Annotated in this window: 18 protein-coding genes and 1 riboswitch; of the genes, 14 read left to right on the top strand and 4 right to left on the bottom strand. The window is 76.8% G+C overall.

The features are described 5' to 3' along the window. Positions 1–156: 156 nt before the first annotated feature. The 6 genes from lanL (at position 157) to AB0F71_RS04905 (ending at position 10,864) form a co-directional block, all read left to right on the top strand. A complete protein-coding gene (gene lanL, locus AB0F71_RS04880; protein WP_360228220.1) occupies positions 157–3,198 on the top strand; it encodes a class IV lanthionine synthetase LanL in 3,042 nt (1,013 codons plus the stop codon). Continuing rightward, positions 3,195–5,186: an alpha/beta fold hydrolase gene (locus AB0F71_RS04885; RefSeq protein WP_360228223.1), complete on the top strand. Its 1,992-nt coding sequence runs from the start codon at positions 3,195–3,197 to the stop codon at positions 5,184–5,186. The genes lanL and AB0F71_RS04885 overlap by 4 nt, the downstream gene beginning before the upstream one ends. Positions 5,187–5,332: 146 nt before the next feature. After that, complete coding sequence (locus AB0F71_RS04890; RefSeq protein WP_157882160.1) at positions 5,333–5,476, top strand: VenA family class IV lanthipeptide; 144 nt, start codon at positions 5,333–5,335, stop codon at positions 5,474–5,476. 103 nt (positions 5,477–5,579) lie between these two features. Further along, positions 5,580–7,232, top strand: a complete 1,653-nt coding sequence (locus AB0F71_RS04895; RefSeq protein WP_360228227.1) for an ABC transporter ATP-binding protein — start codon at positions 5,580–5,582, stop codon at positions 7,230–7,232. 1,593 nt (positions 7,233–8,825) lie between these two features. Further along, on the top strand, positions 8,826–10,526 hold the full coding sequence (locus tag AB0F71_RS04900) for an ABC transporter ATP-binding protein (RefSeq protein ID WP_360228230.1): 1,701 nt from the start codon (positions 8,826–8,828) through the stop codon (positions 10,524–10,526). A gap of 164 nt (positions 10,527–10,690) precedes the next feature. Beyond that, positions 10,691–10,864, top strand: a complete 174-nt coding sequence (locus tag AB0F71_RS04905) for a hypothetical protein (protein ID WP_360228233.1) — start codon at positions 10,691–10,693, stop codon at positions 10,862–10,864. A gap of 111 nt (positions 10,865–10,975) precedes the next feature. On the opposite strand, the gene AB0F71_RS04910 is transcribed toward AB0F71_RS04905, so the two are convergent. Beyond that, complete coding sequence (locus AB0F71_RS04910) at positions 10,976–12,061, bottom strand: Zn-dependent alcohol dehydrogenase (protein WP_360228236.1); 1,086 nt, start codon at positions 12,059–12,061, stop codon at positions 10,976–10,978. Between the two features lie 172 nt (positions 12,062–12,233). On the opposite strand from AB0F71_RS04910, the gene AB0F71_RS04915 reads away from it, so the two are divergent. The 5 genes from AB0F71_RS04915 (at position 12,234) to AB0F71_RS04935 (ending at position 18,079) form a co-directional block, all read left to right on the top strand. Continuing rightward, on the top strand, positions 12,234–13,601 hold the full coding sequence (locus tag AB0F71_RS04915; protein WP_360228239.1) for a M48 family metalloprotease: 1,368 nt from the start codon (positions 12,234–12,236) through the stop codon (positions 13,599–13,601). A 170-nt stretch (positions 13,602–13,771) separates the two neighbouring features. Beyond that, positions 13,772–14,425, top strand: coding sequence for a class I SAM-dependent methyltransferase (locus tag AB0F71_RS04920; RefSeq protein WP_360228242.1), 654 nt, complete (start codon positions 13,772–13,774; stop codon positions 14,423–14,425). Positions 14,426–14,632: 207 nt separating this feature from the next. After that, positions 14,633–15,955, top strand: a complete 1,323-nt coding sequence (locus tag AB0F71_RS04925; RefSeq protein WP_360228245.1) for a hypothetical protein — start codon at positions 14,633–14,635, stop codon at positions 15,953–15,955. Between the two features lie 7 nt (positions 15,956–15,962). Continuing rightward, the gene (locus tag AB0F71_RS04930; RefSeq protein ID WP_360228248.1) at positions 15,963–16,952 is read left to right on the top strand and encodes an N-acetylmuramoyl-L-alanine amidase; all 990 of its coding nucleotides are present in this window, start codon (positions 15,963–15,965) and stop codon (positions 16,950–16,952) included. Positions 16,953–17,161: 209 nt separating this feature from the next. After that, complete coding sequence (locus AB0F71_RS04935) at positions 17,162–18,079, top strand: hypothetical protein (RefSeq protein WP_360228251.1); 918 nt, start codon at positions 17,162–17,164, stop codon at positions 18,077–18,079. A 112-nt stretch (positions 18,080–18,191) separates the two neighbouring features. Here AB0F71_RS04935 and AB0F71_RS04940 read toward each other — a convergent pair whose 3' ends face one another. From AB0F71_RS04940 to AB0F71_RS04950, 3 genes are all read right to left on the bottom strand, one after another. Then, positions 18,192–19,253, bottom strand: a complete 1,062-nt coding sequence (locus AB0F71_RS04940; protein WP_360228254.1) for a prenyltransferase — start codon at positions 19,251–19,253, stop codon at positions 18,192–18,194. Then, positions 19,250–20,002: a class I SAM-dependent methyltransferase gene (locus AB0F71_RS04945; RefSeq protein ID WP_360228257.1), complete on the bottom strand. Its 753-nt coding sequence runs from the start codon at positions 20,000–20,002 to the stop codon at positions 19,250–19,252. Before AB0F71_RS04945 ends, AB0F71_RS04940 begins: the two co-directional genes overlap by 4 nt. A gap of 98 nt (positions 20,003–20,100) precedes the next feature. Further along, complete coding sequence (locus AB0F71_RS04950) at positions 20,101–21,411, bottom strand: glycosyltransferase family 4 protein (RefSeq protein ID WP_360228260.1); 1,311 nt, start codon at positions 21,409–21,411, stop codon at positions 20,101–20,103. 274 nt (positions 21,412–21,685) lie between these two features. On the opposite strand from AB0F71_RS04950, the gene AB0F71_RS04955 reads away from it, so the two are divergent. The 3 genes from AB0F71_RS04955 (at position 21,686) to AB0F71_RS04965 (ending at position 24,591) form a co-directional block, all read left to right on the top strand. After that, complete coding sequence (locus AB0F71_RS04955) at positions 21,686–22,306, top strand: TetR family transcriptional regulator (protein ID WP_360228263.1); 621 nt, start codon at positions 21,686–21,688, stop codon at positions 22,304–22,306. Between the two features lie 139 nt (positions 22,307–22,445). After that, positions 22,446–22,526: riboswitch (cobalamin riboswitch) on the top strand. A 113-nt stretch (positions 22,527–22,639) separates the two neighbouring features. Next, a complete protein-coding gene (locus AB0F71_RS04960; protein WP_360228266.1) occupies positions 22,640–23,893 on the top strand; it encodes a prenyltransferase/squalene oxidase repeat-containing protein in 1,254 nt (417 codons plus the stop codon). Beyond that, complete coding sequence (locus AB0F71_RS04965) at positions 23,893–24,591, top strand: SCO2322 family protein (RefSeq protein WP_360228269.1); 699 nt, start codon at positions 23,893–23,895, stop codon at positions 24,589–24,591. Before AB0F71_RS04960 ends, AB0F71_RS04965 begins: the two co-directional genes overlap by 1 nt. The last annotated feature ends 22 nt before the right edge of the window (positions 24,592–24,613 follow it).

Genomic DNA, 24,613 nt, shown 5'->3' on the forward strand with positions numbered 1-24,613 from the left:
TCACCAGCGGTCGAGGGCCCGGTTGAGGACTCCCGTCCCGGAGCGGGACTCCCGCTCCTCACCGAGGAAACCGATCAGGCCGGGCCGTCGCGCCGCGGGTGCCACACACGGGCACCCGCGGGCCGGGGCGGCCGAGACGAAGGGGTGTGGCGACGGATGAGGGCGGACACCTCCCTTCGTACGGCCGGGGGTCGGGGACCGGCGGGCCACGGACCGGCTGCCACCGGTACGTGGCCGGAGACGACGCGGGCGGCCCTGGCCGGCGCCGGGGGCCGGGGAGGCGACGGCGACTGGGACGTCACCGTCGGGGGCTTCTGGTGCACGGCCCGGCCGTCCGCGTCCGCGCCGTTACCGGCGCAGGGGTGGAAGCTGCACGTCAGCGCCGCCTCGGTGGTCGGCGGGGAGGTGCTCGCGGCCGTGGTCCGGGTGCTCGCCGCGGACCCGTGCAGTTTCAAGTTCGCCGCCGCCGAGGAACGGCTGCGTGAGCTCAACTCCCGTAACAGCGATCGTGGTTCGGCGGGGAAGTTCATCACCGTCTACCCGGTGGACGACGCCCAGTTCCAGCGGCTGGCGGCCGAACTGGACCGGGTGACGGCCGGGCTGCCCGGCCCGGTGGTGCTCTCCGACCGGCCGTACCGGCCCGGCAGCCGGGTGCACTACCGCTACGGCGCGTTCGCGGCCCGGGCCGAGCTCGGCAACGACGGGGAGTACCGCTCGGTGCTGCGCGGGCCCGGCGGGGAGCGGGCCGAGGACGTGCGCGGGGGGTCGTACCGGGCGCCGGGGTGGGTCCGGGACCCGTTCCGCGGCGCCGGCGACCCCCGTCAGCACGGAGGCGGGCGCGGCAGCGGAGGCGGGCGCGGCGGGGGCGGGCGCGGCGGCGGGGTGCTGCTGGCCGGGCGCTACGCGGTGACCGCCGCCGTACGGCACGGCGCCAAGGGCGGGGTGTTCCTCGGGCGCGAGGCCGCGAGCGGCGCGGAGGTCGTGGTCAAGCAGGCCCGGGCGCACATCGAGGTCGACCGCGCCGGGACCGACGCCCGCGACGCGCTGCGGCACGAGGCCGCGCTGCTCGCCCGGCTGGACGGGCAGGGGCTGGTACCGCGCGCCGTCGAACTGATCGAGCAGGACGACTCCGTCTTCCTGGTGCAGGAACGAATCGCCGGGCAGCCGCTCGGTGCCTGGGTCGCCGCCCGGCTGCGGCGCGACGGCAGTCCGGACGTCGACTGGGCCGAGGCCGGACCGATGGCGCACGGACTGCTCGACCTGGTCGGGCGGGTGCACGACCAGGGACTGGTGCTGCGCGACCTCTCCCCCGGCAACGTGATGGTCCGGCCGGACGGCAGCCTGCGGCTGATCGACCTCGAACTCGCCGCCGAGACCGGCCACCGGGCCGGTACGGCCGGCACCCCCGGCTACCGCGCCCCCGAACAGGGGCGGCTCGCCCTCGCCGGCACCGGCACCGCCGACCCGGCCGCCGACCGCTACGCCCTCGGCGGGCTGTTCTTCCTGCTCGCCACCGGGCACGACCCGCTGCTGCCCGAGGACCTCCCGCGGGCCCGCCCGGTCGCCGAGCGGCTCGGCCGCTGGCTCGACCTGGCGGCCCGCTCGGGCGCGACCGCGCGGCGGCTGGCGCCGGTGGTGCTGGGGCTGCGGGCCGAGCAGCCGGAGCTGCGGTGGAGCCTGGCGCGGGCCCGGGAGGCTCTGGGCGGACGGGGTGGGTCTCGCAGCGGCACCGGGGTGCCCGGCGTGGACTCCGGCGCCGTTGCGCGGCCGGCCGCGCCTGCCGTGTCCGCGCGGCCGACCGTGTCCGCCGTGGTCGCGCCACTGTGGGACGCCGCCCCGTGGCCGGGCGCGGACGCCGCTGCCCCGCCCCTCGACCGGGTGCTGCACGACGGCCTGCGACACCTCGCCGCCGGCGCGACACCGGAACGGTCCGACCGGCTGTGGCCGGTGGTCCCCGCCGGAGAACGGACGGACCCGTGCAACGTGCAGCACGGCGCCGCGGGCGTGCTCGCCGTACTGGCGCGGGCGGTCGCGGCGCCCGGCCTGCCGGCCGAGGTCCGGGCGGCCGCCGCGAGTACGGCCCGGACCGCTGCGGACTGGATCGAACGACGGGTCGCCGCCGAGCCGGTGGTGCTGCCCGGGCTGCACTTCGGGCGGTCGGGGACGGCCTGGGCGCTGCTCGACGCCGCCCGGGTGCTGGGCGACCAGCAGGCGGCCGAGCGGGCCGCCGCACTCGCCCGGCGGGTCGCCGTCGAATGGCCCAACCCGGACGTCTGCCACGGCGCGGCGGGCGCCGGTTTCACCCAACTTCGCTTCGCCGCCGAGGACTTTCGTGAGGACCACAACTTCACCGCGCGCGCCGAGCGCTGCGCCCGCGCCCTGCTCGCCGCCGCGCGACGGGAACCGTACGGAACGGTCTGGCCGGTGCCGGCCGACTTCGACTCGGCGCTCGCCGGGATCACCCACCTCGGCTTCGCGCACGGCGTGGCGGGCGTCGGCGCCTTCCTGCTCGCCGCCGCCGGGGCGACCGGCGACCGCGCCCTGCGGGACGCCTGTACGGCAGCCGCCCTCGACGCCGGGCGGACGCTCGGCGCGACCGTACGGTGGAGCGGGGACGACGGCGGAGACCGCACCGGCCAGGCCCTCGCCTGGTGGCCGCAGAACGCCGCCGACCCCGAGCACATCCGGCTCTCGCACTGGTGCAGCGGCTCCTCCGGCGCGGGCAGCTTCCTGCTGCGGCTGTGGCGGGCCACCGGTGACACCGAGGCGCTGCGCCTCGCCCGGGCCGCCGGCCGGGCCGTCCTGGCCGGCCGCTGGCACGGCGGGGTGAGCGCCTGCCACGGCCTGGCCGGCGACGGCGAGTACCTGCTGGACCTCGCCGAGGCCACGGACGATCCCGAATTCCGCTCCGGGGCAAGCCGGTTGGCACAACTGATCGCGGCCCGGACCGCACTGCGCGACGGCCTGCTGGTACTGCCCGACGAGACCGGTACCGGCTGCGCCGCCGCCTACGGCACCGGCACGGCGGGGCCGTTGGCCTTCCTGCTCCGACTCCGGCACGGCGGCCCCCGGCTCTGGCTGGACCCACTCTCGCCCAGCTGCCCGGTCTCCCCCGCCCACCCGGCGACCCCCGCCCACCCGGCGACCCCCACCCGCGACCAACTCCCGTGCGACAGCAACGGGGTGAGCGAGGCGTGAACACGGCCACCCGCACCACCACCCGGGCCCTGCGCCGACTGAGCTTCTCCTTCGCCGCCGACGGCAGCCACGCGGCCTGCCTGGCCGCGGCCGCCGACAGCGGCTGGTACGTGGAGAGTTGGCGACTCCCGCCGGACGGCTCCCCCGCCGTACCCGCCGCGCTGCCACTGTCCGGCAACCGGTCGGAGCAGCTGCGCTCGCAGCTCGTCGCGCTGCCCGACGGCTCGGTGCTGGTCTGCCGGCACGACGGCGAGCGGCACGACCTGGTCCGCCTCTCGTACGGCGAGAACGGCACCGTGGAACAGCAGGTGGCCACGCTCCGGATGCCCGGGCTGCGCCTGCTGCCGCTCCCGGTGGCCCCCGGCGCCGACCCGCGCACCCCGGTGGCGATCGCCCTGGGCGCCGACACCCGCCCGGCGACCACCGTCTGGCTGATCCGGGCGGACGGCAGCGAGCCCGTGCGGGTCGCCGAGATCCCCGGCCTGCACGGCGGCGGCGCCTGGCTGGACCACACCGGCACGCTGCTCGCCCTGGACCGGGTGGCCGGCGGGCTGGTCCGCAGTGTGGTGCTGGACCTGCGCAGCGGCACCACCACCCCGCTGCTGGAGATCGGCGAGCACAGCAACGACCGGCTGGTGCTGTTCGACCCCGACACCCGCTTCGCGATGGTGCGCAGCGACGCACCCGGCACCGACCGGCTCGGCTGGGGCGTGCTGGGCGGCGGGGCACCGCTGTGGTTCCCGGAATGCCTGCACGTCACGGGCATGTTCCTGCGCCCGGTGGCGCTGCGGCAGGCGGCGGACGGTCCGCGGGTCGCGGTGCAGATCGACCACGGCGCCGGCTCGGCACTCGCCCTGTGGCGGCCCGCCGTCGGGCGGCTGGACCCGCTGCCGGTGCCGCCCGGGCGACTCGGCGCGGTCGGGCACTGGGACGGCGCCGGGCTGCGCATCCCGTACTCCTCGCCCGACCGCCCGGCGGCGCTGGCCACCCTGGACGTGGACGCCCTGCTGGCGCACGGCCCGGCCCCCGCCGAGACCGCCCCGATGCCGCTGCCGCTGCAACTCGCGCCCCTGGGCTCGGGCCTGCCCGGCCCGTGGCGGGACACCGTCCTGCCCTGGCAGCCCGGTGCGCCGCGCGTCACCCGCACCCCGCCGGCCGGCTGGCGCCTGGACGGCAGCACCCAGCCCGGCGACGGCAGCCGCTGGCAGCCCGCACAGAGCCTCGAACTCGCCGGTCCGGCAGGCCCGTTGGAGGCCGTGGTGTACGGCGGCGACGCCTGGCTGAGCAGCCCGCACCTGGTGCTGGCGCTGCACGGCGGCCCCGCGGACGCCTGGCGGCTGGAGTTCGACCCGGCCCTGCAACGGATGGCCGCCGAAGGCCTGGCGGTGGTCGCGCCCAACCAGCGCGGCTCCACCGGCTACGGGGTGCCGCACGCGCTGGCCATCCGGGGCGCCTGGGGCGGGCCCGACCTGGACGACGTGCTCTACCTGCTGGAGGGCATCGCCCGCCAACGGGCGGCGCTCGGCCTGGAACCGCCCGCCCTGTTCGGGGTCAGCTACGGCGCCTTCCTGGCGCTGCTGGCGGCCGCGCACGCGCCGACCGAGCAGGTCGCCCGCTGCGCGGTGGTCGCGCCGTTCCTGTCCGGCGCCCGACTGCTGGCCGAAGCGGCGCCCCCCGTCAGGGCGTTGACCACCCGGCTGGGCGGCGGCGACCCGATCCTGGACGCCCGCGGACCGCGCGACGTGCTCCAGCTCGCGCACCGGCTGAGCGCACCGCTGCTGGTCGTGCACGGCAACCGGGACGAGGTGGTCCCGGTCAGCCAATCCCGTTCGCTGCGGCACGAGTTGCTGCGGATCGGCCGGGTCGAGGGCGCGGACTTCCGGTACGTGGAGGCGGCCGGCTCCGGCCACGAGGTGCTCGCCGAGGAGGGCGCCGCCGTGCTGCACGAACTGCTGGCCGCGTTCCTGCGGACCGGCCGACCGGGCTGATCCCGAGCGGCCACCCACAGACTCCCGGGCCCGTCGAGGCCCGGGGCACCACCCCGGCACGGCGGATGGAGGCCGCGCCGGGGGTCGACACCCGACGCCCGCAGGCAGATCGCGGCGGGCGACACCCTCAAGGGGAGGACCCGATCATGGAGAACATGGTGGACTTCGAGACCGACCTCGCGGCGCTGCAGGACCTGCCGGAGACCGAGTCCGTCGAGCTGACCGGCCACGGCAGCGGCTGCCAGTACACCTGTCTCATCCTGACCTGCCTGATCTTCACCAACAGCTGACCAGGAGCAGTGGCCCACGGGTGCCGCCCTCGCCTGTCCGGACAGGCGAGGGCGGCACCCGCCTTCGCACACCCACACCCAACTCACCGACAGGAGGCCGGACTTGCCACGACGACCCACCGGATGGACGCTCGCACTCGGCATCGCCCTGCCGGTCGAGGCCGCCACCACCCTCGCCCTGCCCGCCGTCCTCGCCGGAGCCGTCGACGCCGTCCTCAGCCATCGAACCGGGGCCGCCCTCGCCCTGCCCGCCCTCCTGCTGCTGACGGCCGCCGTCGCCAACGCCACCGCCGCGGCCGCCGGACCGGCCTGCTCGGCCGAGGCCACCGCCGCCCTGCGCGGGCGCCTGCTCCGCCACCTCCTCGCCCTCGGGCCCGGCGGCCGCCTCCACGGCGGGCCGCCACCCGGCGACCTCGCAGCCCGGCTGCTCGGCTCGGCGGCCGACGCGGGCGGCCGGCTCCCCGCCGTACTCGGCGCGGCCACCGCGCTGCTCACCTCGATCGGCGCGATCCTCGGACTCGCCGCGCTGTCGCCCTGGCTGGCGCTCGCCTTCTTCGCGGGCGTGCTGCCCGGCGTGGTGCTGATCCGGCTCTTCCTGCGCCAGGCCGGGCCGGTGTTCGCCCGCTACCAGGAGGTGCAGGCCGAGCTCGCGGCCCGGCTCAGCGGCGCCCTCACCGGGCTGCGCAGCATCCACGCGGCGCGCGCCGAACACCGCGAAGCCGCACGGGTGTTGGCACCGCTCCCGGATCTCTCCGCGGCCGGGCACGCGCTCTGGGCCGCCCAGCGGCGCACCGCCTGGCAGGCCACCCTGCTGATCGCCCTGGTCGAGATCGCGGTGCTCGCCACCGCCGGGGCGCTGCTCGCCGACGGCACCCTCGCCCCCGGCGCGCTCGCCGCAGCGGCGGGCTGGGCGGCGCTCGGCGCGGGACTCTTCGAACAGGTCGAGGCGCTGGTCGGGGTCGCCCAGGCGCGCGCCGGGCAGGCCCGGGTCGACGAACTGCTGGCGCTCGCACCGGCCCCGGCCGGTACGGCGGCCCTCCCGGCGGGCGGGCCCGGCGAGGTCACCCTGCGGGGCGTGGTGGTGCGCGACGGCGAACGGCTCCTGCTCGGCCCGCTCGACCTCACCGTCCCCGGCGGCCGTACGGTCGCCCTGGTCGGGCGCTCCGGCTCCGGGAAGTCGCTGCTCGCCGCACTGCCGGGGCGACTGCGCGACCCGGACGAGGGCGCCGTACTGATCGACGGCGTCCCGGTGGACGCCCTGTCCCCCGCCGGCCTGCGGGACGCCGTCGGCTACGCCTTCGCCCGGCCCGACCTGGTCGGCCGCACCGTCCGCGACGCACTCGCCGGAGCGGGCCCGGCCGAGGCGGCGGCCGCGTGCGCGGACGGCTTCCTGGCCCGGCTCCCCCTCGGCTGGGACACCCCGCTCGACGAACTCCAGCTCTCCGGCGGCGAACTCCAACGCCTCGGCCTCGCCCGGCTGCTGGCCCGCCCCACCCGCGTCGTCGTCCTCGACGACGCCACCTCCGGCCTGGACCTCGCCACCGAGTACCAGGTCACCGAGGCCCTCGACCGCGCCACCCACGGGCGCACCCGGCTGGTCGTCGCCCACCGCGCGACCGTCGCCGCCCGCGCCGACCTCGTCGCCTGGCTCGACGCCGGCCGCCTCCGCGCCCTCGCCCCCCACACCCGCCTCCTCACCCACCCCGACTACCGCGCCACCCTCTCGGCCACCACCCTCCAGGCAGCCACGGCATGACGCACCGGAAGTCGGCCCCATCGACTTCCGGTGCGGGGGGATCGGCCGTGTCGACCCCCCGGCGCCCCCGCACCAGAAGTCGGCCCCATCGACTTCTCGCGCACACCGCTCAGCCCGAATTCCCGACCGACTTCCCGCCCCTCCGAGCGCCGACTGGATCGACCTCCATGGCACTGCCCACCGCGAACCGCACAAGCACCAACGCCACCCCCGACACTGGAAGTCGGCCGGGCCGACTTCCAGTGCAACCGCCAACCCGACCGGGCCACCGGCGGGCGCCGGGGGCATCGGCCCGACGGCCCGCCCGCCCCGCAGCGGAGGCGGACACACCCCGGCGGCAGCGCCGGTGGCGGCCGGCCCGACCCGCGCGGGCGACGCGAGCAGCACAGATACGGGAGCCCGGGGGTCGGCGCCGGGTGTCGCGGGCGGGAGCATCGGGGCGAGGCCTGTGCGCCCGGCCGGCGTTGGCCACACGGCACGGATCGCGGGTGACAACGCCCAAGGACTTCTCGCGGCCGGGGGCCTCGGCAAGGCCGCTCGCGTCCCCCGCAACGAGCGTTGCAGTGCCTTCGGGCGCGCAGCCCGAGGCGGACACGGTCGCGGCCGGGGATCGACGGCAATCGGAGGCGCGGGCGCGAGTATCGGCGCGAGGACTGCGCGCCCGGCCAGCGTTGGCCACACGACGCGGATCGCGGGTGACAACGCCCAAGAAGCTCTCGCGGCCGGGGGCCTCGGCAAGGCCGCTCACGTACCCCGGGACGAGCCTTGCAGCGCCTGAGGGCGCGCAGCCCGAGGCGGACACGGTCGCGGCCGGGGATCGACGGCAGTCGGAGGCGCGGGCGGGAGTATCAGGGTGGGGCCTGATTGCCCGGCCGGTGTTGGCCACGCGACGCGGAGTGCGGGCGCCAACTCCCGAGAAGGTACGGCCGAGGGCGTCGGCGACGCCGCTCGCGTACCCGGGGACGAACGCGTCGGCGGCCGGGGGTCCGCAGCCAGGCGCGTGGGCAAGGCGGTTCACGCGACCCGGAGTAGGGGCGCTCGTGCGTGAGCCGAGGGTGCTGGCGCACGGGGGTGGGCGGCGGGCGGCGCGGCCTGCAGTGCCGGAACGGATGCTCCTGGCCTGGCTGGTGTTGGCCACACGGCACGGATTGCGGGTGCCAACGCACGACGGCCGGCAGCCGAGGGCGTCGGCGACGCCGCTCGCGTACCCCGGGACGAACGCGTCGGCAGCTGGGGGTGCGAGGGCAAGGCGGCCCGCGCGACCCGAGGTAAGGGGCGGTCGTGGCTGAGGGCCTGCGGCCTGGGTCCGGGGCGCCGGTGCGCGGGGGTCGGCGGCGGGCGGCGCGGCCTGGGGTGCCGTCGGCCCGGCCGGTGCGGGCCGCGCGAGTTGGGCTGGCGCGGCTGGCCACCCGGCACGGAGCACGGGTGCCGACGCCCGAGGCGTTGCGGCCCGGGGCCTCGACGCCGCCGCTCGCACGCCCGGGGACGAGCGCGGTGGTGGCCAGGCGTCGGCGGCGGGCCTCGCGGGCGGCGCCGGGGGTGGGGGTCCTGCTGGGGGAGCTGCGGGGGGTGCGGCGGGCTCTGGTGGGGTTGTTGCTCTGGTCAGGGGTGGAGGCGGTGCCGCCGTTGCTGTCCGGGTTGTTCGTGTCGGCCGCCGTCGATCAGGGGTTCCTGGCCGGGCAGCCGGGGGTCGGGATGGCCTGGCTGAGCGGGTTCGGGGCCGCGATGGCGGTCCGGGCGTACGCGGCGCGGGCCGGGTTCCCGTACCTCGCCGGGGTGGTGGAGCCGCTGCGGGACGCGCTGGTGGAGCGGGTGGTCCGCGGTGCGCTGGCGCGGCCGCGGGCGGATCCGGCGGCGGTCGCGCGGCTGACCGAACAGGTGGAGTCCGTACGGCAGTTGACCGCGACGCTGCTCCGCACGCTGCGCGGGGTGGGGGTCACGCTGGTCGCCGCCCTGGTCGGGCTGGCGCTGCTGGCGCCGGCCGTGCTGCCGCTGGTGCTGGTGCCGCTGCTGGTGGCCGGGCTGCTGTTCGTACGGCTGCTGCGCCCGTTGGCAGCCGGGCGGCGGGCGGCGGTCCTGGCCGAGGAGCGGCTCGCCGCCGAGGCCGGGCGGGCGCTGCGCGGACTGCGCGACGTACAGGCGACGGGTGCGGCCGACGCGGTCGCCCGGGCACTGACCGGGGTGGCGCAGGAGAGCGCGGCCGCCTCCCGGGCGCTGGGCCGGGCGTCGGCCCTGCGCGCGCTCGTGGTGGCGCTCGGCGGGCGGCTGCCGGTCCTGGCCGTCCTGGCGGCGGCGCCCTGGCTGCTGGCGCACGATGTGCTGACGGCGGGCGGGCTGCTCGGCGTCGCCACCTATCTCCTCCAGCAACTGGACCCGGCCGTCAGGACGTTGGCGGGCACGGTCGGCGGCTGGCTGCTCAACCTCGGTGTGGTGCTGGACCGCCTGGCGGAATCGACCCCCACACCCGAGCCCACCCCCGTCCCCGCCGACGCCGACGCCTACGCCGACGCCCCCGCCCCCGCCCCCGCCCCCGCCCCCGCCGACGGCGTGCCGCTCGGCGCGGTCCGGCTGCTCGGGGTGCGGTACGCCCACGCGCCGGGCGCTCCGGCCGTGCTGGACGGGCTGGACGCGGAGTTCCGCCCCGGGGAGCACGTGGCGGTGGTGGGGCCGAGCGGGGTGGGGAAGTCGACCCTGGCAGGGCTGCTGGCGGGCCTGGTGGCGCCGACGGCGGGGGCGGTGGTGGTCGGTGGCGGCCCGCGCGGGGTGGCACTGCTGCCGCAGGAGGCGTACGTGTTCCCGGGGTCGGTGCGGGAGAACCTGACCTGGCTCGCCCCGGGCGCGTCCGAGCGGGAGGTCGCGGAGGCCGTCGGGCGGCTGGGGGCGGAGGGGCTGGTGGCGCGCTTGGGCGGGTTGGCCGGCACGTTGCGCGATCCGGGTGAACTCTCCTCCGGTGAGCGCCAGTTGCTGGCCCTGGTGCGGACGTACCTGGCGGACTCGCCGGTGGTGGTGCTGGACGAGGCGACCTGCCAGCTGGAGGCGGCCGCGGAGGAGCGGGTGGAGCGGGCGTTCGCCGCGCGGCCGGGGACGCTGGTGGTGGTCGCGCACCGGATCAGTTCGGCGCTGCGGGCGGACCGGGTGCTGCTGCTGGACGGCGGTCGCGGGCTGCTGGCCCGGCACGGCGACCTCCAGGTGCTGTCGCCGTTCTACCGCGAACTCGTCGGCCACTGGCTGGGTTCGTCGAGGACGGCCCCGGGCGTTACGGGCGGGGCGGGCGGGGCGGGACTCGCCCCATGAGGTCGATAGGATCTCGTCCGTCCCGGCCGTTATGGTGGCCGGGGCCACGGGCCGCGATCACCGGCTGTGGGCGCGTTCCGCGCGCCCGATCGGGGACCCGACCGTGTGCCGCAGGCACCGGGCGGGCGCCGATGACCTGCACCCTCGCACGGAAGACGATTCTCATGTCCGACACCCTCACCGACACCACCGGCCCCGCGGTCTACGGGACCGACGCCGACGAGAAGACGGCCGAGGACACCGCGGCGCACGGTCGCCACCGCGGCGGCTCGGCCGCCGACGACACCCCCGGGGTGGACCCGCACGGCCGCCACCGCGCCGCCGGCGCCCGGGGCTGATCCGAGGAAACACACCGACACAACACCCCGCGAGGGCCCGCCGAGGAGACTCCCCGGCGGGCCCTCGCACATGTCACCCCCGCTGAGCCGTGGGGCAGGTGCGGCAGGGCGTCAGGAGTCCAGCGAGATCACCGTCCGCAGCGCCTCGCCGCTGCGCATCTGCTCGATCGCCAGGTTCACCTCGGCCAGCCCGACCCGGTGGGTGATCATCCCGTCGAGGTCGATCCGCCCGGCCCGCCAGAGGTCCACGACCAGGGCGATCGTGCGGGCGACCGGCGCCCCGCCGTACAGCGAGGGCAGCAGCCGCTTCTCGTTGAAGAACAGCTCCCCCATGGTGAACTGGGCCAGGTCGTCCTGCGCGCCCGCGCCGATGACGACGACGGCGCCGCCGCGCCGGGCGGCGTCGTAGCCGGCCCGGACGGTGGCCGCGCGGCCGACGGCCTCGAAGACGTGGTCGAAGCCCCCGCCGGGCAACCCCTTGGCGAACGACTTGAGTTCCTCGGGAGCGATCGCCTCGGTGGCGCCGAAGGCGAGGGCCCGTTCGCGGCGCGAGGCGACCGGGTCGACCACGGTGATCCGGGCGGCGCCGCAGACCCGGGCGCCCTGGACGGTGGCCACGCCGACGCCGCCCGCGCCGATCACCGCGACCGAGGAACCGGGCTCGACCCGGGCGGTGTTGACGGCGGCGCCGATGCCGGTGGTCACCCCGCAGCCGATCAGGGCGGCGGCCTCGTACGGCAGGTCGGCGGGCACCTTGATCACCGCGTCGGCGGCGACCACCACCTCCTCGGCGAAGGCGCCGGTGCCGTAGAAGCCAGAGGCCTCGGTGCCGTCGTCGGCGAGCCGGAAGCCGGGGGCGCCGAGCCGCCGCAGGCTGGCGATGCAGAGGTGGCCGCGGCCGTGCTCGCAGTGGGCGCAGCGTCCGCAGGGGGCCATCCAGCAGAGCACCACGCGGTCGCCCGGGGCGACGCCGGTGACGCCCTCGCCGACCTCGACGACGTCCCCGGCGCCCTCGTGCCCGGGGACGAAGGGCGCGGGCTGCGGCAGGACGCCGCTCATCGCGGAGAGGTCCGAGTGGCACAGGCTGGCGGCGCGCATCCGGACCCGTACGGCGCCCGGTCCGAAGCCGAGCGCCGTGACGTCCTCGCGGACGTCGAGGGTGTCCTGGCCGGTCTTGTGCAGGACGGCTGCGCGCATGGGGCTGCTCCCGGTGTGCCTCGGGTCAAGGGTCGGGGCGATTCTGGCACGGGCGCCCGGCACCGACTAGAACGCGTTCCAGAACGGCGCCAGGGGCGGCGGGCCGGCGGACTGATCACAATACGAACAAGCCCTCTGCACAGCGGCGGTCCGGCCCGCCATCATGATCGCCGTGCTCACGCCCCCCGACGCCGCCGCCTCACCCGCCGCCTCCGGCGCAGCCTCCCCCGGCACGCCCGCCCACGGTTCGCCGTGCCCACGCTGCCGCGCCGCCCTGACCGACGATCCCCGCTTCCTCGCCTGGTGCCCCGCCTGCGACTGGAACCTCGCACCCGGGGCGGACACCGCCCCCGCGCCCACCCGGCGCGAGCGGGCCGCCGCCGACCGCACCGACCGGCTGTTCCAGGAGCAGGCCACCGGGGGCGCCACCCCCACCGCCCGCCGGGACTGGCTGCTGGCCTCCGCCGCGGCCGGGGTGATCCACCTCGTCACCGTCGGCACCTTCGCCCTGGCGCTCTGGCTGCTGATCGCCGGAACCGTCGTGCAGCGCTGCATCGGTGCGGTGGTGCTGGTGATCGCCGTGGCACTGCGGCCCCGGCTCGGGCGGGTGCCGAAGGACGAGACCGTGCTCGACCGCGCCGGGGCGCCGGCCCTGTACGGGCTGGCGGACCGGGTGGCCGCCGAGGTCGGCGCCCGGCCGGTGGACGTCATCCAGGTCACCGACGAGTTCAACGCCTCGTACGGGCTGGTCGGGCTGCGCCGCCGGTCGGTCCTGCGGATCGGGCTGCAGCTCTGGGAGGTGCTGGACGACCGGCAGCGGGTCGCGCTGCTCGGCCACGAGTTCGGCCACCACGTCAACGGCGACCGCCGGCGCTCGTTCTGGCTGTACAGCGCGATCTCGGCGCTCCGGGCCTGGTACCAGATGACCCGCCCGGGCCACGACGGGTACGTCACGGGCCGGGACGAGGTCTCGCTGCTGGTGCGGCTCGGCACGGCCCTCGGCCGACTGGTGCTCCGGGGCGTCGCCTGGCTGCTCCACCAGGGCCTGGTGCTGTTCGACCGGCTCACCTCCAGGGCCGGGCAGCAGGCCGAGTACCACGCGGACACCCTCGCCGTCCGGGTGGCCGGCGGCGAGGCGGCCCGGGGCATGCTGACGGCGCTGCTGCACTGCGGCTCGGTGGCCACGGCGGTCCACCGGGTCCGGGCCGAGGAGCGCGGACGGCCCCGGGTGGTCCGCAGCCGGAACCGTCGGGCCGAGGACGCCCCCGCGCCGCCCGCCCCGGACCAGCTCTGGGATCGGGTGCGCGAGCAGCTCGCCACCGTCCCCGCCACCGAGCGGGAGCGCCTGCTGCGGCTGAGCGCCCGTGACCGGTCCGCCGTGGACGGCTCCCACCCGCCGACCCAGCTGCGGATCGCGCTGGCGGAGCGCGCCGCGGACCGGGAGGCGGCCGTCACCGCCACCGCCGCCGAGGCCGGGGCGATCGCCGTCGAGCTGGCCCCGCACCGCGCCCGGATCGCCGCCGAGCTCCTGGCCGGCTGACGACACCGGCCCTACGGCACCGGCCGACGGCACCCGGCGACGGCCCCCGCCGAGGACAGCGGCCGACGGCCCCGCCGACCGGACCGGCCGACCTCCCGGCGCCCGCCCCGCTACCGTCGAGTAGGGTCCGAGCACGTCCGTCCGCCGCCCGAACCCCCGAGGAGCACCGCATGTCCGACCTGCTGGAGGGCGCCCGCCCGGCGCCGGAGGTGCTGGCGGCGTTCGAGGCGGCCACCGGGTTCATGCCGGTGGACGAGGGCCTCGCGCTCTACCGGGCGGCGGTGGCGGCGGCCCGGCGCACCGGGCTGCCGGTGCTGGAGATCGGCACCTACTGCGGCCGCTCGGCGGTCCTGCTGGCCGCCGCGGCCCGGGAGGCCGGGACGGTCGCGCTGACCGTGGACCACCACCGCGGCTCAGAGGAGCAGCAGCCGGGCTGGGAGTACCACGACCCGACCCTGGTGGACCCGGAGGTCGGCCGGATGGACACCCTGCCCCGGTTCCGCCGCACCCTGCACGCGGCGGGGCTGGAGGAGCACGTGGTCGCGCTGGTCGGCCGCTCGCCGCAGATCGCCGCGCTGTGGGGGCGCCCGCTCGCGCTGGTCTTCATCGACGGCGGGCACACCGACGAGCACGCCACCGGTGACTACGAGGGCTGGGCGCCGCACCTGGCCCCGGAGGGCCTGCTGGTGGTGCACGACGTGTTCCCGGACCCGGCGGACGGCGGCCAGGCGCCCTACCGGGTGTATCTGCGGGCGCTGGCCGAGGGCTTCGAGGAGGTCTCGGTGACCGGCTCGCTGCGCGTCCTGCGCCGGGCCGCCGTCTGAGGTCCCGCACACCCGGCCCCAGCCCCCGCCCACCGCCCCCGACCGCCCCGTGAGATACCCCCCGCGGCCCCGCCCCGATGCTCTAACGTCGTGCCTGGGCTGTCGGGCGAGGGGTCGAACGGTACGGTGTCCGCGCAGCACCAGGCGGCTGCGGCACAGGCGGCAGCACCAGGCAGAGCATCGGCGGACGGTGGGGGCTAGCGGCACATGACGGACCAGCACAACACCGCTCCGGCGGTCTGGGACCCGACCGCGCGCGGCGGCGCGGGCGGCTGGGTCCGCAATCCGCAGCGCCCGGACGCCGGGACCGCCCCCGCCGCACCGCCCGCGGCCCCCGCCCCGGGCGCGGCCGACGACCAGGACCCGCCGCTGGGCGGCCGCCCGTACCTGTCCACCGCCCCGGGCTTCGGTCCGGCGCCGGACATGTCGGGCCCGGCCACCCCTCCGCCCCCGCCCCCGGGCCCCGGTGCGCCCACCGCCGCCCTCCCCCGGGTCACCCCGCCCCCGGCCGCGCCGTTCCCCTCGCACGCGACCCCGCAGGACCGCGGCGCCCAGGGCGGTCCGCTCCCCGGCCCCGGGTACGTCTACCCGCCGCCGCCCCCGGCCGGCCACCCGTACCAGCAGGCCACGGACCAGCAGGGCGGGTACGGGTACCCGCCACCGCCGTACCCGCAGACGCCGCAGGCCCCACAGGCCCCGCAGACCCCCCAGACCCCGCAAGGCCCGTACGGCGCCCAGCCGTACGGCGCCCAGCCATACCCGGCCCAGCCGGACCACCCGGCCGCCCTCCCGCCCGACCACGAGGACGACGGGGACCGCCCGGGCAACCGCCGGGCCCCGCTGCTGATCGGCTTCGCGGTGCTGCTGGTGCTGGCGGTCGGCGGCGGCCTGCTGTACGCGGCCCAGGGCGGCGACCAGGGCGGCCAGGCCGCGCCCGCCCCGTCGGCCACGAACGCGAACAGCTCCGGCAACCCGCCGCCCACCCCGGCGCCGACCGGCACGGACGCCGCGCCCGGCGCCACGGCCACCCCCTCCGACACACCGACCCCGTCCGCGACCACGGCCGGCCCCAACGCCAAGGCCCAGGCCCAGGCGCTGGACGGGCTGCTCACCGAGGGCGGCAACGCCAGGACGCAGATCGGCAACGCCGTCGCCAAGGTCAGCAGTTGCCCGTCGAAGGCCGACATCGAGAGCGCGGCGCAGGTCTTCGACAGCGGGGCCGGCCAGCGCCAGGGGCTGCTGGGCAAGCTCGCCAAGCTGAGCGTCACGGACGTCCCGGGCGGCGCGGACGCGGTGAACTCGTTGAAGTCCGCCTGGCAGTTGTCCGCCGACATCGACAAGGCGTACGCGGCCTGGGCGCGCGCCGTGGCCAAGCAGGGCTGCTCCGGCAACGCGCCGAGCACTCCGGACAAGAAGCACGCGGACGAGCTCAACCCCCAGGCGACCCAGGCGAAGAACGACTTCCTGACCAAGTGGAAGCTGATCGCGGACGCCTACGGTCTCACCCCGCCCACCTCGGACAGGATCTGAACCACCCGTGACCGGCCCGACCTCCCCCGCCCCCCGCCGTTCCGCCCTGCTGCGCACCGCCACCGCGGTGGCGGTGGCCGTTCCGCTCTGCACGGCGGGCTGGTTCGGCTGGCGGTCCCTGGACCACTCCGGCCCGGCGGCCGCCACGGCCGCCGCACAGCCCGCCGCGGCACCGCCCGCCGGCGCCGCGTCCACCGGCCCGGCCCCGGCGACCCCGCAGGCCCCGTCGACCGGCGGCACCACGCCCGGCACGCCCACCGCCACGCCGGCACCCACCGACACGCCGGCATCCGCCGCCACCCCGCAGGCCCCGACCGGCGGCGCCGACCTGGCCGGCCGCACCGTGGTGCTCGACCCCGGCCACAACCCCGGCAACTTCTCCCACCCCACCGAGATCAACCGCCAGGTGGACGTCGGCAACGGCCACAAGGAGTGCGACACCACCGGCACCGAGACCAACGCGGGCTACACCGAGGCCGACTACACCCTGGACGTCACCCGCCGGGCCCGCGCCCTGCTCACCGCCCGGGGCGCCAAGGTCGTCATGGTGCAGGACGGCGACCGCCCGTGGGGCCCGTGCGTCGACGAGCGGGCCAGGGCGGGCGCCGACGCCCACGCGGACGTCGCGCTGTCGGTGCACGCCGACGGCGCCCCGGCGAGCGGCAGCGGCTTCCATGTGATCATGCCCGCCAAGGTGGTCGCCGGTAAGGCGGACAACTCCGCGATCGTCGAACCCTCGCACCGGCTGGGCCTGCTGCTGCGCGACCGCTTCCACGCCGCGACCGGCGAGCCGTACGCCGACTACATCGCCGACCAGGGCCTGGACACCCGCTCCGACCTCGGCGGCCTCAACCTCTCCGCGGTTCCCAAGGTGTTCATCGAGTGCGGTAACATGCGCAACTCCGCGGACGCCGGACGGATGACGGACCCTCAGTGGCGGCAGCTGGCCGCCCAGGGGATCGCCGACGCGCTGGGCGCCTTCCTGACCACCCACTGACCGGACCGGGCAAGGGAGTTGGGGCGTACGGGGCCGACCAGCGGGCACCCACCGGCTCGGCACGGTTTGCAACGACTTCGACCCGTTCCCGGTCCCGCCGTGCACCGGCAGGACGGTTGGGCCTAGGCTTCTGGTCCGTTCGGGAGTTTCGGCCGGTCAGCCCGACCGCACGAAGCACCGTCCACGACACGTCAACGAGGGGAACGTAAGTGAATCTGCGCGCTCTCACCAGGGGAGACGCCGCCGTCGCAGGCGCGGCCGTCCTGCTGTTCATCGCCTCCTTCCTGCCCTACTGGACCGTGGACTGCAGCGGTCGGTACTGCGGGGACACCTCGCAGAACGCGTGGAGCACCCAGCTGTTCCCCATCCTGCCGTCGATCTACCTCCTGGGGATCGCCGCAGCCGTCCTGATCCTGGTGCAGCGCTTCCAGGGCGCCGCCGCGGCCAACCGCCAGGTGCTCGGCCTGCGGCTGGACCAGTGGGGCATCGCGTTCAGCGTCGCCGCGCTCTGGACCTCGGTCTGGGCGCTCGGCGGAGGCCCGAGCGCCACCACGCTCAGCCACGGCTTCGGCGCCTGGCTCGGCCTCATCTCGCTGATCGTGCTGGCCGGTGCGGCCGCGGCCGCACCGCTGGTGCCGGCGCTCAAGGCCCCGCTGGTCACCGAGCGCCCGGCCGTCCCGTACCAGGGCGGCTACCCGATGCCGGGTCAGCCCGGCCACCCGGGTGCCCCCGGTCACCCCGGCCCCGGCCAGTACGGCTACCCGAACCAGGGCCACGACCCGGCCTTCGGCGCCCAGCCGGCCGGTGGCTACGGCTACCCGGCCGCCGGCCAGCCGCAGCCGGGCCAGCCGGTGGTGGCCGGTCCGCAGGACGCCGCCGTGCCGGCCCCGCAGCCGAGTGCCCCGCAGCCGGCCGCCCCGGCGGCGGACTTCCAGCCCTTCTGGTTCGCCGTCCCGGCCCCGCGCCAGCTGGCCCCGAAGGACAACCCGGCCGGCGCCCCGGTCGGCGAGGTCGTGCCGGGCACCTGGTACCTGGCCGTCGAGCAGCGCGGCGCGGCCCTGGTCGCCCAGCTGCCGGACGGCACCCAGGGCGTGCTGGCCGACACCACGGGCATCCAGCGCGGCTGACACCGCGGCTGACGCCACGGCGCGGACCCGAGCCGCGCGACGGAGACGGGAAGGGGCGGGACCGGATCACCGGTCCCGCCCCTTCCATGTGCCGTCAGCAGCGGTCGTGCCGTCAGCAGCAGTCCTGGACCACCAGCCCGGCGGGCAGCTGGTCCCCGCCGAAGACCGCGACGGTCGCCGGGTCCCCGCCGAGCGCGGCCACCGCGAGCAGCAGCGCCCCGGCCGTCCAGGTGGTGCGCTCCTCGGGCCAGATCGCGTCGTCCTCGAAGACGTACCCGGTCCAGTACGAGCCGTCCTCGTGCCGCAGGTGCCGCTGGATCCAGCGCAGGATGTCCACCGCGCGGTCGGACTGGCCGATCGCCCAGAGCGCCAGCGCCAGTTCGGCGCTCTCGCCGCCGGTCACCCACGGGCGGTCGCTGACGCAGCGCACGCCGAGGCCGGGGACGACGAAGCGCTCCCAGTCCCGCTCGATCCGCGCCACCGCCGCGTCGCCGCGCAGGCCGGTGCCGAGCACCGGGTAGTACCAGTCCATCGAGTAGCGGTCCTTGTCGAGGAACCGCTCGGGGTGGTGGGCGATGGCGTGCCGCAGCCGGCCGGCCGCGAGTTCCCAGTCGGGCTGCGGCTCCTCCAGGTAGTCGGCGACGGCCAGCCCGCAGCGCAGCGCGTGCAGGATGCTGGACGAGCCGGTGAGCAGCGCCTCCCCGGTGGCGGCACCGCTCTCGTCGACCCGCCAGGCGATCGGGCCGCCGGGCAGCCGCAGGCCGACGATGAAGTCCAGCGCCCGCCGGACCACCGGCCAGATCCACTCCAGGAAGGCGTCGTCGCCGGTGCTGAGGTGGTGGTGCCAGACCCCGACGGCGATGTACGCGCAGAAGTTGCTCTCCTTGGCCCGGTCGGTGACCGCGCCGTCGGTGTACGCGGCGTACCAGGAGCCGTCCGGGTTCTGCCGGGAGGCGAGCCAGCGGTAGGCGGCCTCGGCGGCGGCGTGCTCGCCGGCGGTGTCCAGGGCCATCGCGGCCTCGGTGTGGTCCCAGGGGTCGAGGTGGTGGCCCGCGAACCAGGGGATGGCGCCGTCGGGGCGCTGCTCGGCCAGGATGCTGCGCACGGTGTCGGCCGCCTGCTCGGCGTCCAGCACCCCGTCGAGCAGCAGCACCTCGGGGACGGCGGCGGTCACTCCGCCCCGCCCGGTGCGCGCTCGACCTTGTTCGGCTTGGCGGCGTAGGCGACGAAGCTCTTGCCGATGAGCGGGTTGAGCGCCTTCTCGGCGGCCTTGGTGATCGAGCTGATCACCGGGGTGCCGACGATGTCCCAGACCAGCAGCTGGTGGTAGGCCTTGACCGGCAGCGCCTTGTCGTTGTCCACGCCGACCGCGCACTTGATCCACCAGTACGGCGAGTGCAGGGCGTGCGCGTGGTGGGTGCCGTAGGGTTCCAGGCCGGCGTCCTTGAGCTTGCCGAGCAGCTCGTCGCCCCGGTAGATCCGGATGTGGCCGCCCTCGACCTCGTGGTACTCGTCGGACAGCGCCCAGCAGATCTTCTCCGGGAGCCAGCGCGGCACGGTGACGGCGAGCAGGCCGCCCGGCTTGAGGACCCGGAACATCTCGTTGAGCACGCCCTTGTCATCGGGTATGTGCTCCATCACCTCGGAGATGATGATCTTGTCGAAGTAGTCGTCCTCGAACGGCAGCGCCAGCGCGTTGCCCTCCATCGCGACCGCCGACGCACCCTCGGGGGCCTCGCCGGCCTGCTCCATCGCCGCGAACCACTTCGTGACCTCGGCGATCTCCTCGGCGTTCTGATCGAGGGCGATCACGTTGGCGCCGCGGCGGTAGCACTCGAACGCGTGCCGGCCCCCGCCGCAGCCCAGGTCGAGCACCCGGTCGCCGGGGGCGAGCGGGAAGCGCGAGAAATCGACGGTCAGCACTGCAGGGCTCCCATTCCTATTGCCACCAAGCGTCCTTGACGCTTCGTCAGGTCACACACGCCTCAACGCCCGGAGCGACTCGCTCACGGGCGCGCCCCTCAGGGCACGTACCGCCAGCCCGGCCCGAAGCGGGCCCGGGCGCCGACGCCGGTGGCGATCGCCGCGCGGTACGCCTCGGCGGTCAGCTCGGCGGCCCGCTCCCAGGTGAACCGGGCCAGCACCCGTTCCCGGCCGGCCGCGCCGAGCTCGGCGCGCAGCTCCGGGTCGTCCAGCAGCCGGCCGAGCGCGGCGGCCAGGGCGCCCGCGTCCCCCGGCGGCACCGCCAGGCTGGTCACGCCGTCCGGCCCGGCCACCTCGGGGATCGCCCCGCCGGTGGTCGCCACCAGCGGGGTGCCGGTGGCCATCGCCTCGGCGGCGGGCAGCGAGAAGCCCTCGTACAGCGACGGGACGCAGGCGACCTCGGCCGAGCGGTACAGGTCGACCAGCTCCCGGTCGCTCAGCCCGGTGCGGAACTCGATGTGCTCCGCCAGCCCGAAGCCGCGCACCGCCTCGGCCACCGGCCCGTCCTCCTTCTGCGGCTTGCCGACCACCACCAGGTGGGCGTCCCGCTCGGTGCGGACCTTGGCCAGCGCCTCGACCAGGTACACCAGCCCCTTGAGCGGCACGTCCGCGCTGGAGGTGGTGACGATCCGGCCCGGGACCCGCTCGATCTGCGCCGAGGGCGACCAGAGCCGGGTGTCGGCGCCGATCGGCACCACCGAGATCGCGCCGGGGGCGGCCCCCAGGTGCTCGGCGATCTCGCGCTGCGAGGTGCCGGAGACGGTGATCACGTGGTCCAGCCGGGCCGCGACCCGGCGCTGCATCCGGGTGAAGGCGTACCAGCGGCGCAGCGACAGCCGCTTGCCCCGGGTGGTGGCCGCGTCCAGCTCCAACTGCCGGTCCACGGTGATCGGGTGGTGGATCGTGGTGACCAGCGGGAAGCCGTGCCGGGCCAGGCCCAGCAGGCCGTAGCCGAGGGTCTGGTTGTCGTGCACCACGTCGTAGCGGCCCTTGTGGCGGGCCAGGTACTGCCGGGCGCGCAGCGAGAAGGTGAGCGGCTCGGGGAAGCCGCCGGTGCGCATGGTGGCGAACTCCAGCACGTCCACCGGGCCGCGGAACTCACCGCGCGCGGGGGTGCGGAAGGGGTCGTCGGCGCGGTAGAGGTCCAGGCTGGGCAGCTCGACCAGGCGGACCGAGCCGGGGCCCTCGACCTCGTCCAGCACGGGATAGGGCTGGGCGCCGATCACGTCCACGTGGTGGCCGAGCCGGGCCAGCTCGCGGGAGAGGTGCCGTACGTACACGCCCTGACCGCCGCAGAACGGGTCCCCGCGGTATGACAGCAGGGCAATCCGCAGCGGCTGCGCGGTCATCCTCGGCCCTCATCTCTGGCTGCTATCGGTGCGAGCGGCGCCCAACGGTGGCACCGATCGCTAAAGTAGATCAGGTTTCAGTGGCTGTGGAACTCGTCATCGACCATGTGAACAATGAGAGACCTCGAAGATACCGGCCCGTAGCTTTCGCTCAGGAGCCAGGGCTGGTGATTCCCGCCACGCCGGGCCCGACCGACCGCGGGTCGACCGCGGGTCGACTTCCGGTCGACCTTTCTGGAGCACGCCGCCACCCACGCGCCCCCCGGGAGCACCCTTGCCGTCGCCGACCACGTCCGTGAGCCCCGCCTCCTCCGCGCCGGGCGAGCCGCCGCTGTCCGCGCGCCAGGCCGAGCGGCGGCGGCGCATCCTGCGCGCCGCCACCGCGCTGGCCGCCCGCGGCGGGTACGAGGCGGTGCAGATGCGGGAGGTCGCGGAGAGCGCGCAGGTCGCCCTCGGGACGCTGTACCGGTACTTCCCGTCCAAGGTCCACCTGCTGGTCGCGGTCATGCTGGAGCAGCTCCAGGGGCTCCAGGAGCACATCCGGCGGCACCCGCCGACCGATCCCGAGCCGGCCCTGCGGGTCGCCGACGCCCTCACCCGGGCCTTCCACGCGCTCCAGCGCGAGCCGCTGCTGGCCGAGGCGATGGTCCGGGCGCTCAGCTTCGCGGACCGCTCGGTCGGCACCGAGGTGGACCAGGTCAGCGCCGCCACCGGACAGCTCATCCTGGACGCGATCGGGCAGTCCGGCCCGCCCAGCGAGGGCCAGCGCGCGGCCGTCCGGGTCATCGAGCACACCTGGCACTCGGCCCTGGTCGCCTGGCTCTCCGGGCGCGCCTCGATCGCCGAGGTCCGGGCCGACCTGCACACCGCGGCCCGGCTGCTCACGCTGCCCTGAGCGCCCCGGCCGCCGGGGCGGCTACCGGGGGCGATTTCTGGAACCTGTTCCAGCTCTGCGCCGCCCCGGCCGACCCGCGCGCCGCGGCCCGGCGGTTAGAGTCGACGGGCAGCACAACTCCATCCCGCTCCTCCCCCGGGGGAAGCCGGTGCGAATCCGGCGCTGACCCGCAACCGTGAGCCCGACCGCGCCCCCGGCGCCCCGGGCGAGCCGGGGCACCCGGGGAGGGACGAGCGGCGAGCCGGGCACCCGCACCCGCCCGGCACCCGTCGAGGACTACGGAACGGCCCCCGCCGGGGCCCACCACCGCTCACCGAAAGGCACACCCGCACCATGCTGACCGCCGCCCGTCTGGGCGCCGCCGCCCTGTCCGCCGCGCTGCTCGCCGGCCTCTCCGCCGGACCGGCCCTCGCCGACAGCCCGTCGCCCACGGCCGCCGCCCCGGACGGCCTGTACGGCAAGAGCGACCCGACGTACGACGGCGTCTGGCGACAGTCCCTCGCGCTCACCGCGCTGACGGCGGCCAAGGTCACCCCCGCCGACTCCGCCGTCAACTGGCTCACCGGACAGCAGTGCGAGGACGGCGGCTGGCCCTCCTACCGGGCCGCCGGCGCGGCCTGCGACCCCAAGACCGAGGACAGCAACGCCACCGCCGTCGCCCTCCAGGCCCTGGTCGCCCTCGGCGGGCACCAGAGCGCCGTCGACAAGGGCCTCCAGTGGCTCAAGGCCAACCAGAACGCCGACGGCAGCTGGGCCTACAACCCCGGCAACCCCGGCGACGCCAACTCCACCGGCCTCGTCGTCAACGCGCTGCTCGCCGCCCGGACCGACCCGGCGAGCATCGCCAAGCCCGGCACCGGCGGCGCCGCCGGGAAGAACGCCTTCGACGGCCTCGCCCGCTTCCAGCTCGGCTGCGCCGCCCCCGCCGACCAGCGCGGCGCCTTCGCCTTCCAGCCCGACCCGGCCGCCGGCACCCTCGCCCCCAACACCCTCGCCACCGCCCAGGCCGCCCTCGCCGCCGCCGGCGGGCACCTGCCGGTCGCCTCCTCGGTGCACGCCGACGCCACCGCCAAGCCGCTCGCCTGCGCCGACGGCTCCGCGCCCGCCACCGTGCCGCACGCCGAGGCGGGCGAGGCCGTCAGCGCCTACCTCGCCGCCCAGCTCGGCACCGACGGCGGACACCTCACCCTCACCACCCCCGGCGCCGAACCCAAGCCCGACTACACCGCCACCGCCTGGGCCGCCCTCGCCCTGATCCAGAGCGGCCACCCCGACCAGGCCGCCGACGCCGTCGACTGGCTGGAGGGGCAGGGCGCCACCTGGACCAAGAACGGCACCGACGCCGCGGCCACCGCCACCCTCCTGCTGGTCGACCAGGCCGGCCGCCGCAGCGACGCCGCCCTCCTCGGCCAGCTCACCGCCCTCGGCCCGACGCCCAAGGCCGAGGCCCCCTCGACCGCCGCCGCCCCGGCGAAGGAGAAGAGCGGCGGCATCGGGCAGTTCTGGCTGATCATCGTCGGCCTGCTGGTCGGCGTCGGCGGCGGGCTCCTGCTCAGCCTCCAGCGCAAGCGCAACCCGAAGCTCTGATGCGGGCGCAGCGTGACGTCGCCGGGGGCCGCGGCCCCCGGCGGGCACCGGCCGGCCTGACGCTCGCCCTGCTCGGCGCCCTGGCGCTGCTGGCCTGCGCCACCCCGGCGCAGGCCGCCGGGTACCGGTACTGGTCGTTCTGGCGCGGGGCCGACAGCGGGGCCTGGACGTACCAGCAGCAGGGGCCCGCGACCGCCGTGCCGCCGGACGGCTCGGTGGACGGCTGGCGGTTCGCCCTCAGCCCGGACGGCGGACAGGACGCCGCGAAGCCGCGCACCGCGGCCGGGTTCGACGGGATCTGCGCCGCCACCCCCGCCCAGGACGGCCGTAAGCGGGTCGCCGTGGTGCTGGACTTCGGCACGGCCGAGGACGCCGGTACGTCCGCCGCCGCGCCGCCCGGGTCGCGGACCGCCTGCGCGAGCGTCGCACCGCGCGCCACCTCGGCCGAGGTGCTGGCCGCCGTCGCCCCGCCGCTGCGCTACGAGTCCAACGGGATGCTTTGCGCCATCGCCGGCTACCCGAAGTCCGGTTGCGGCGACCAGGTGGACGCGGGCGCCGCCGCGCAGCCCAAGGCCGGCGGCGGCAGCACCGACGGCGACGGCAGCGGCCCCGACCTCGGCCTGGTCGCCGGTGGCGCGCTGGTCGCCGTCCTCGCCGGTGGCGCCGTCTGGCAGGCGCGCCGCCGCCGTAACTCCTGAGGCGTGCCGTGGCACGCCCCGA

Source organism: Kitasatospora sp. NPDC028055, from assembly GCF_040637885.1.
Taxonomy (GTDB): Bacteria; Actinomycetota; Actinomycetes; order Streptomycetales; family Streptomycetaceae; genus Kitasatospora.

Bases quoted from the DNA above. Each gene is read 5' to 3' on its own strand.
- lanL (WP_360228220.1), top strand. From the start codon at position 157: ATGAGGGCGGACACCTCCCTTCGTACGGCCGGGGGTCGGGGACCGGCG.
- AB0F71_RS04890 (WP_157882160.1), top strand. From the start codon at position 5,333: ATGGAGAACATGGTGGACTTCGAGACCGACCTCGCGGCGCTGCAGGAC.
- AB0F71_RS04905 (WP_360228233.1), top strand. From the start codon at position 10,691: ATGTCCGACACCCTCACCGACACCACCGGCCCCGCGGTCTACGGGACC.
- AB0F71_RS04910 (WP_360228236.1), bottom strand. From the start codon at position 12,061: ATGCGCGCAGCCGTCCTGCACAAGACCGGCCAGGACACCCTCGACGTC.
- AB0F71_RS04920 (WP_360228242.1), top strand. From the start codon at position 13,772: ATGTCCGACCTGCTGGAGGGCGCCCGCCCGGCGCCGGAGGTGCTGGCG.
- AB0F71_RS04925 (WP_360228245.1), top strand. From the start codon at position 14,633: ATGACGGACCAGCACAACACCGCTCCGGCGGTCTGGGACCCGACCGCG.
- AB0F71_RS04950 (WP_360228260.1), bottom strand. From the start codon at position 21,411: ATGACCGCGCAGCCGCTGCGGATTGCCCTGCTGTCATACCGCGGGGAC.
- AB0F71_RS04960 (WP_360228266.1), top strand. From the start codon at position 22,640: ATGCTGACCGCCGCCCGTCTGGGCGCCGCCGCCCTGTCCGCCGCGCTG.
- AB0F71_RS04965 (WP_360228269.1), top strand. From the start codon at position 23,893: ATGCGGGCGCAGCGTGACGTCGCCGGGGGCCGCGGCCCCCGGCGGGCA.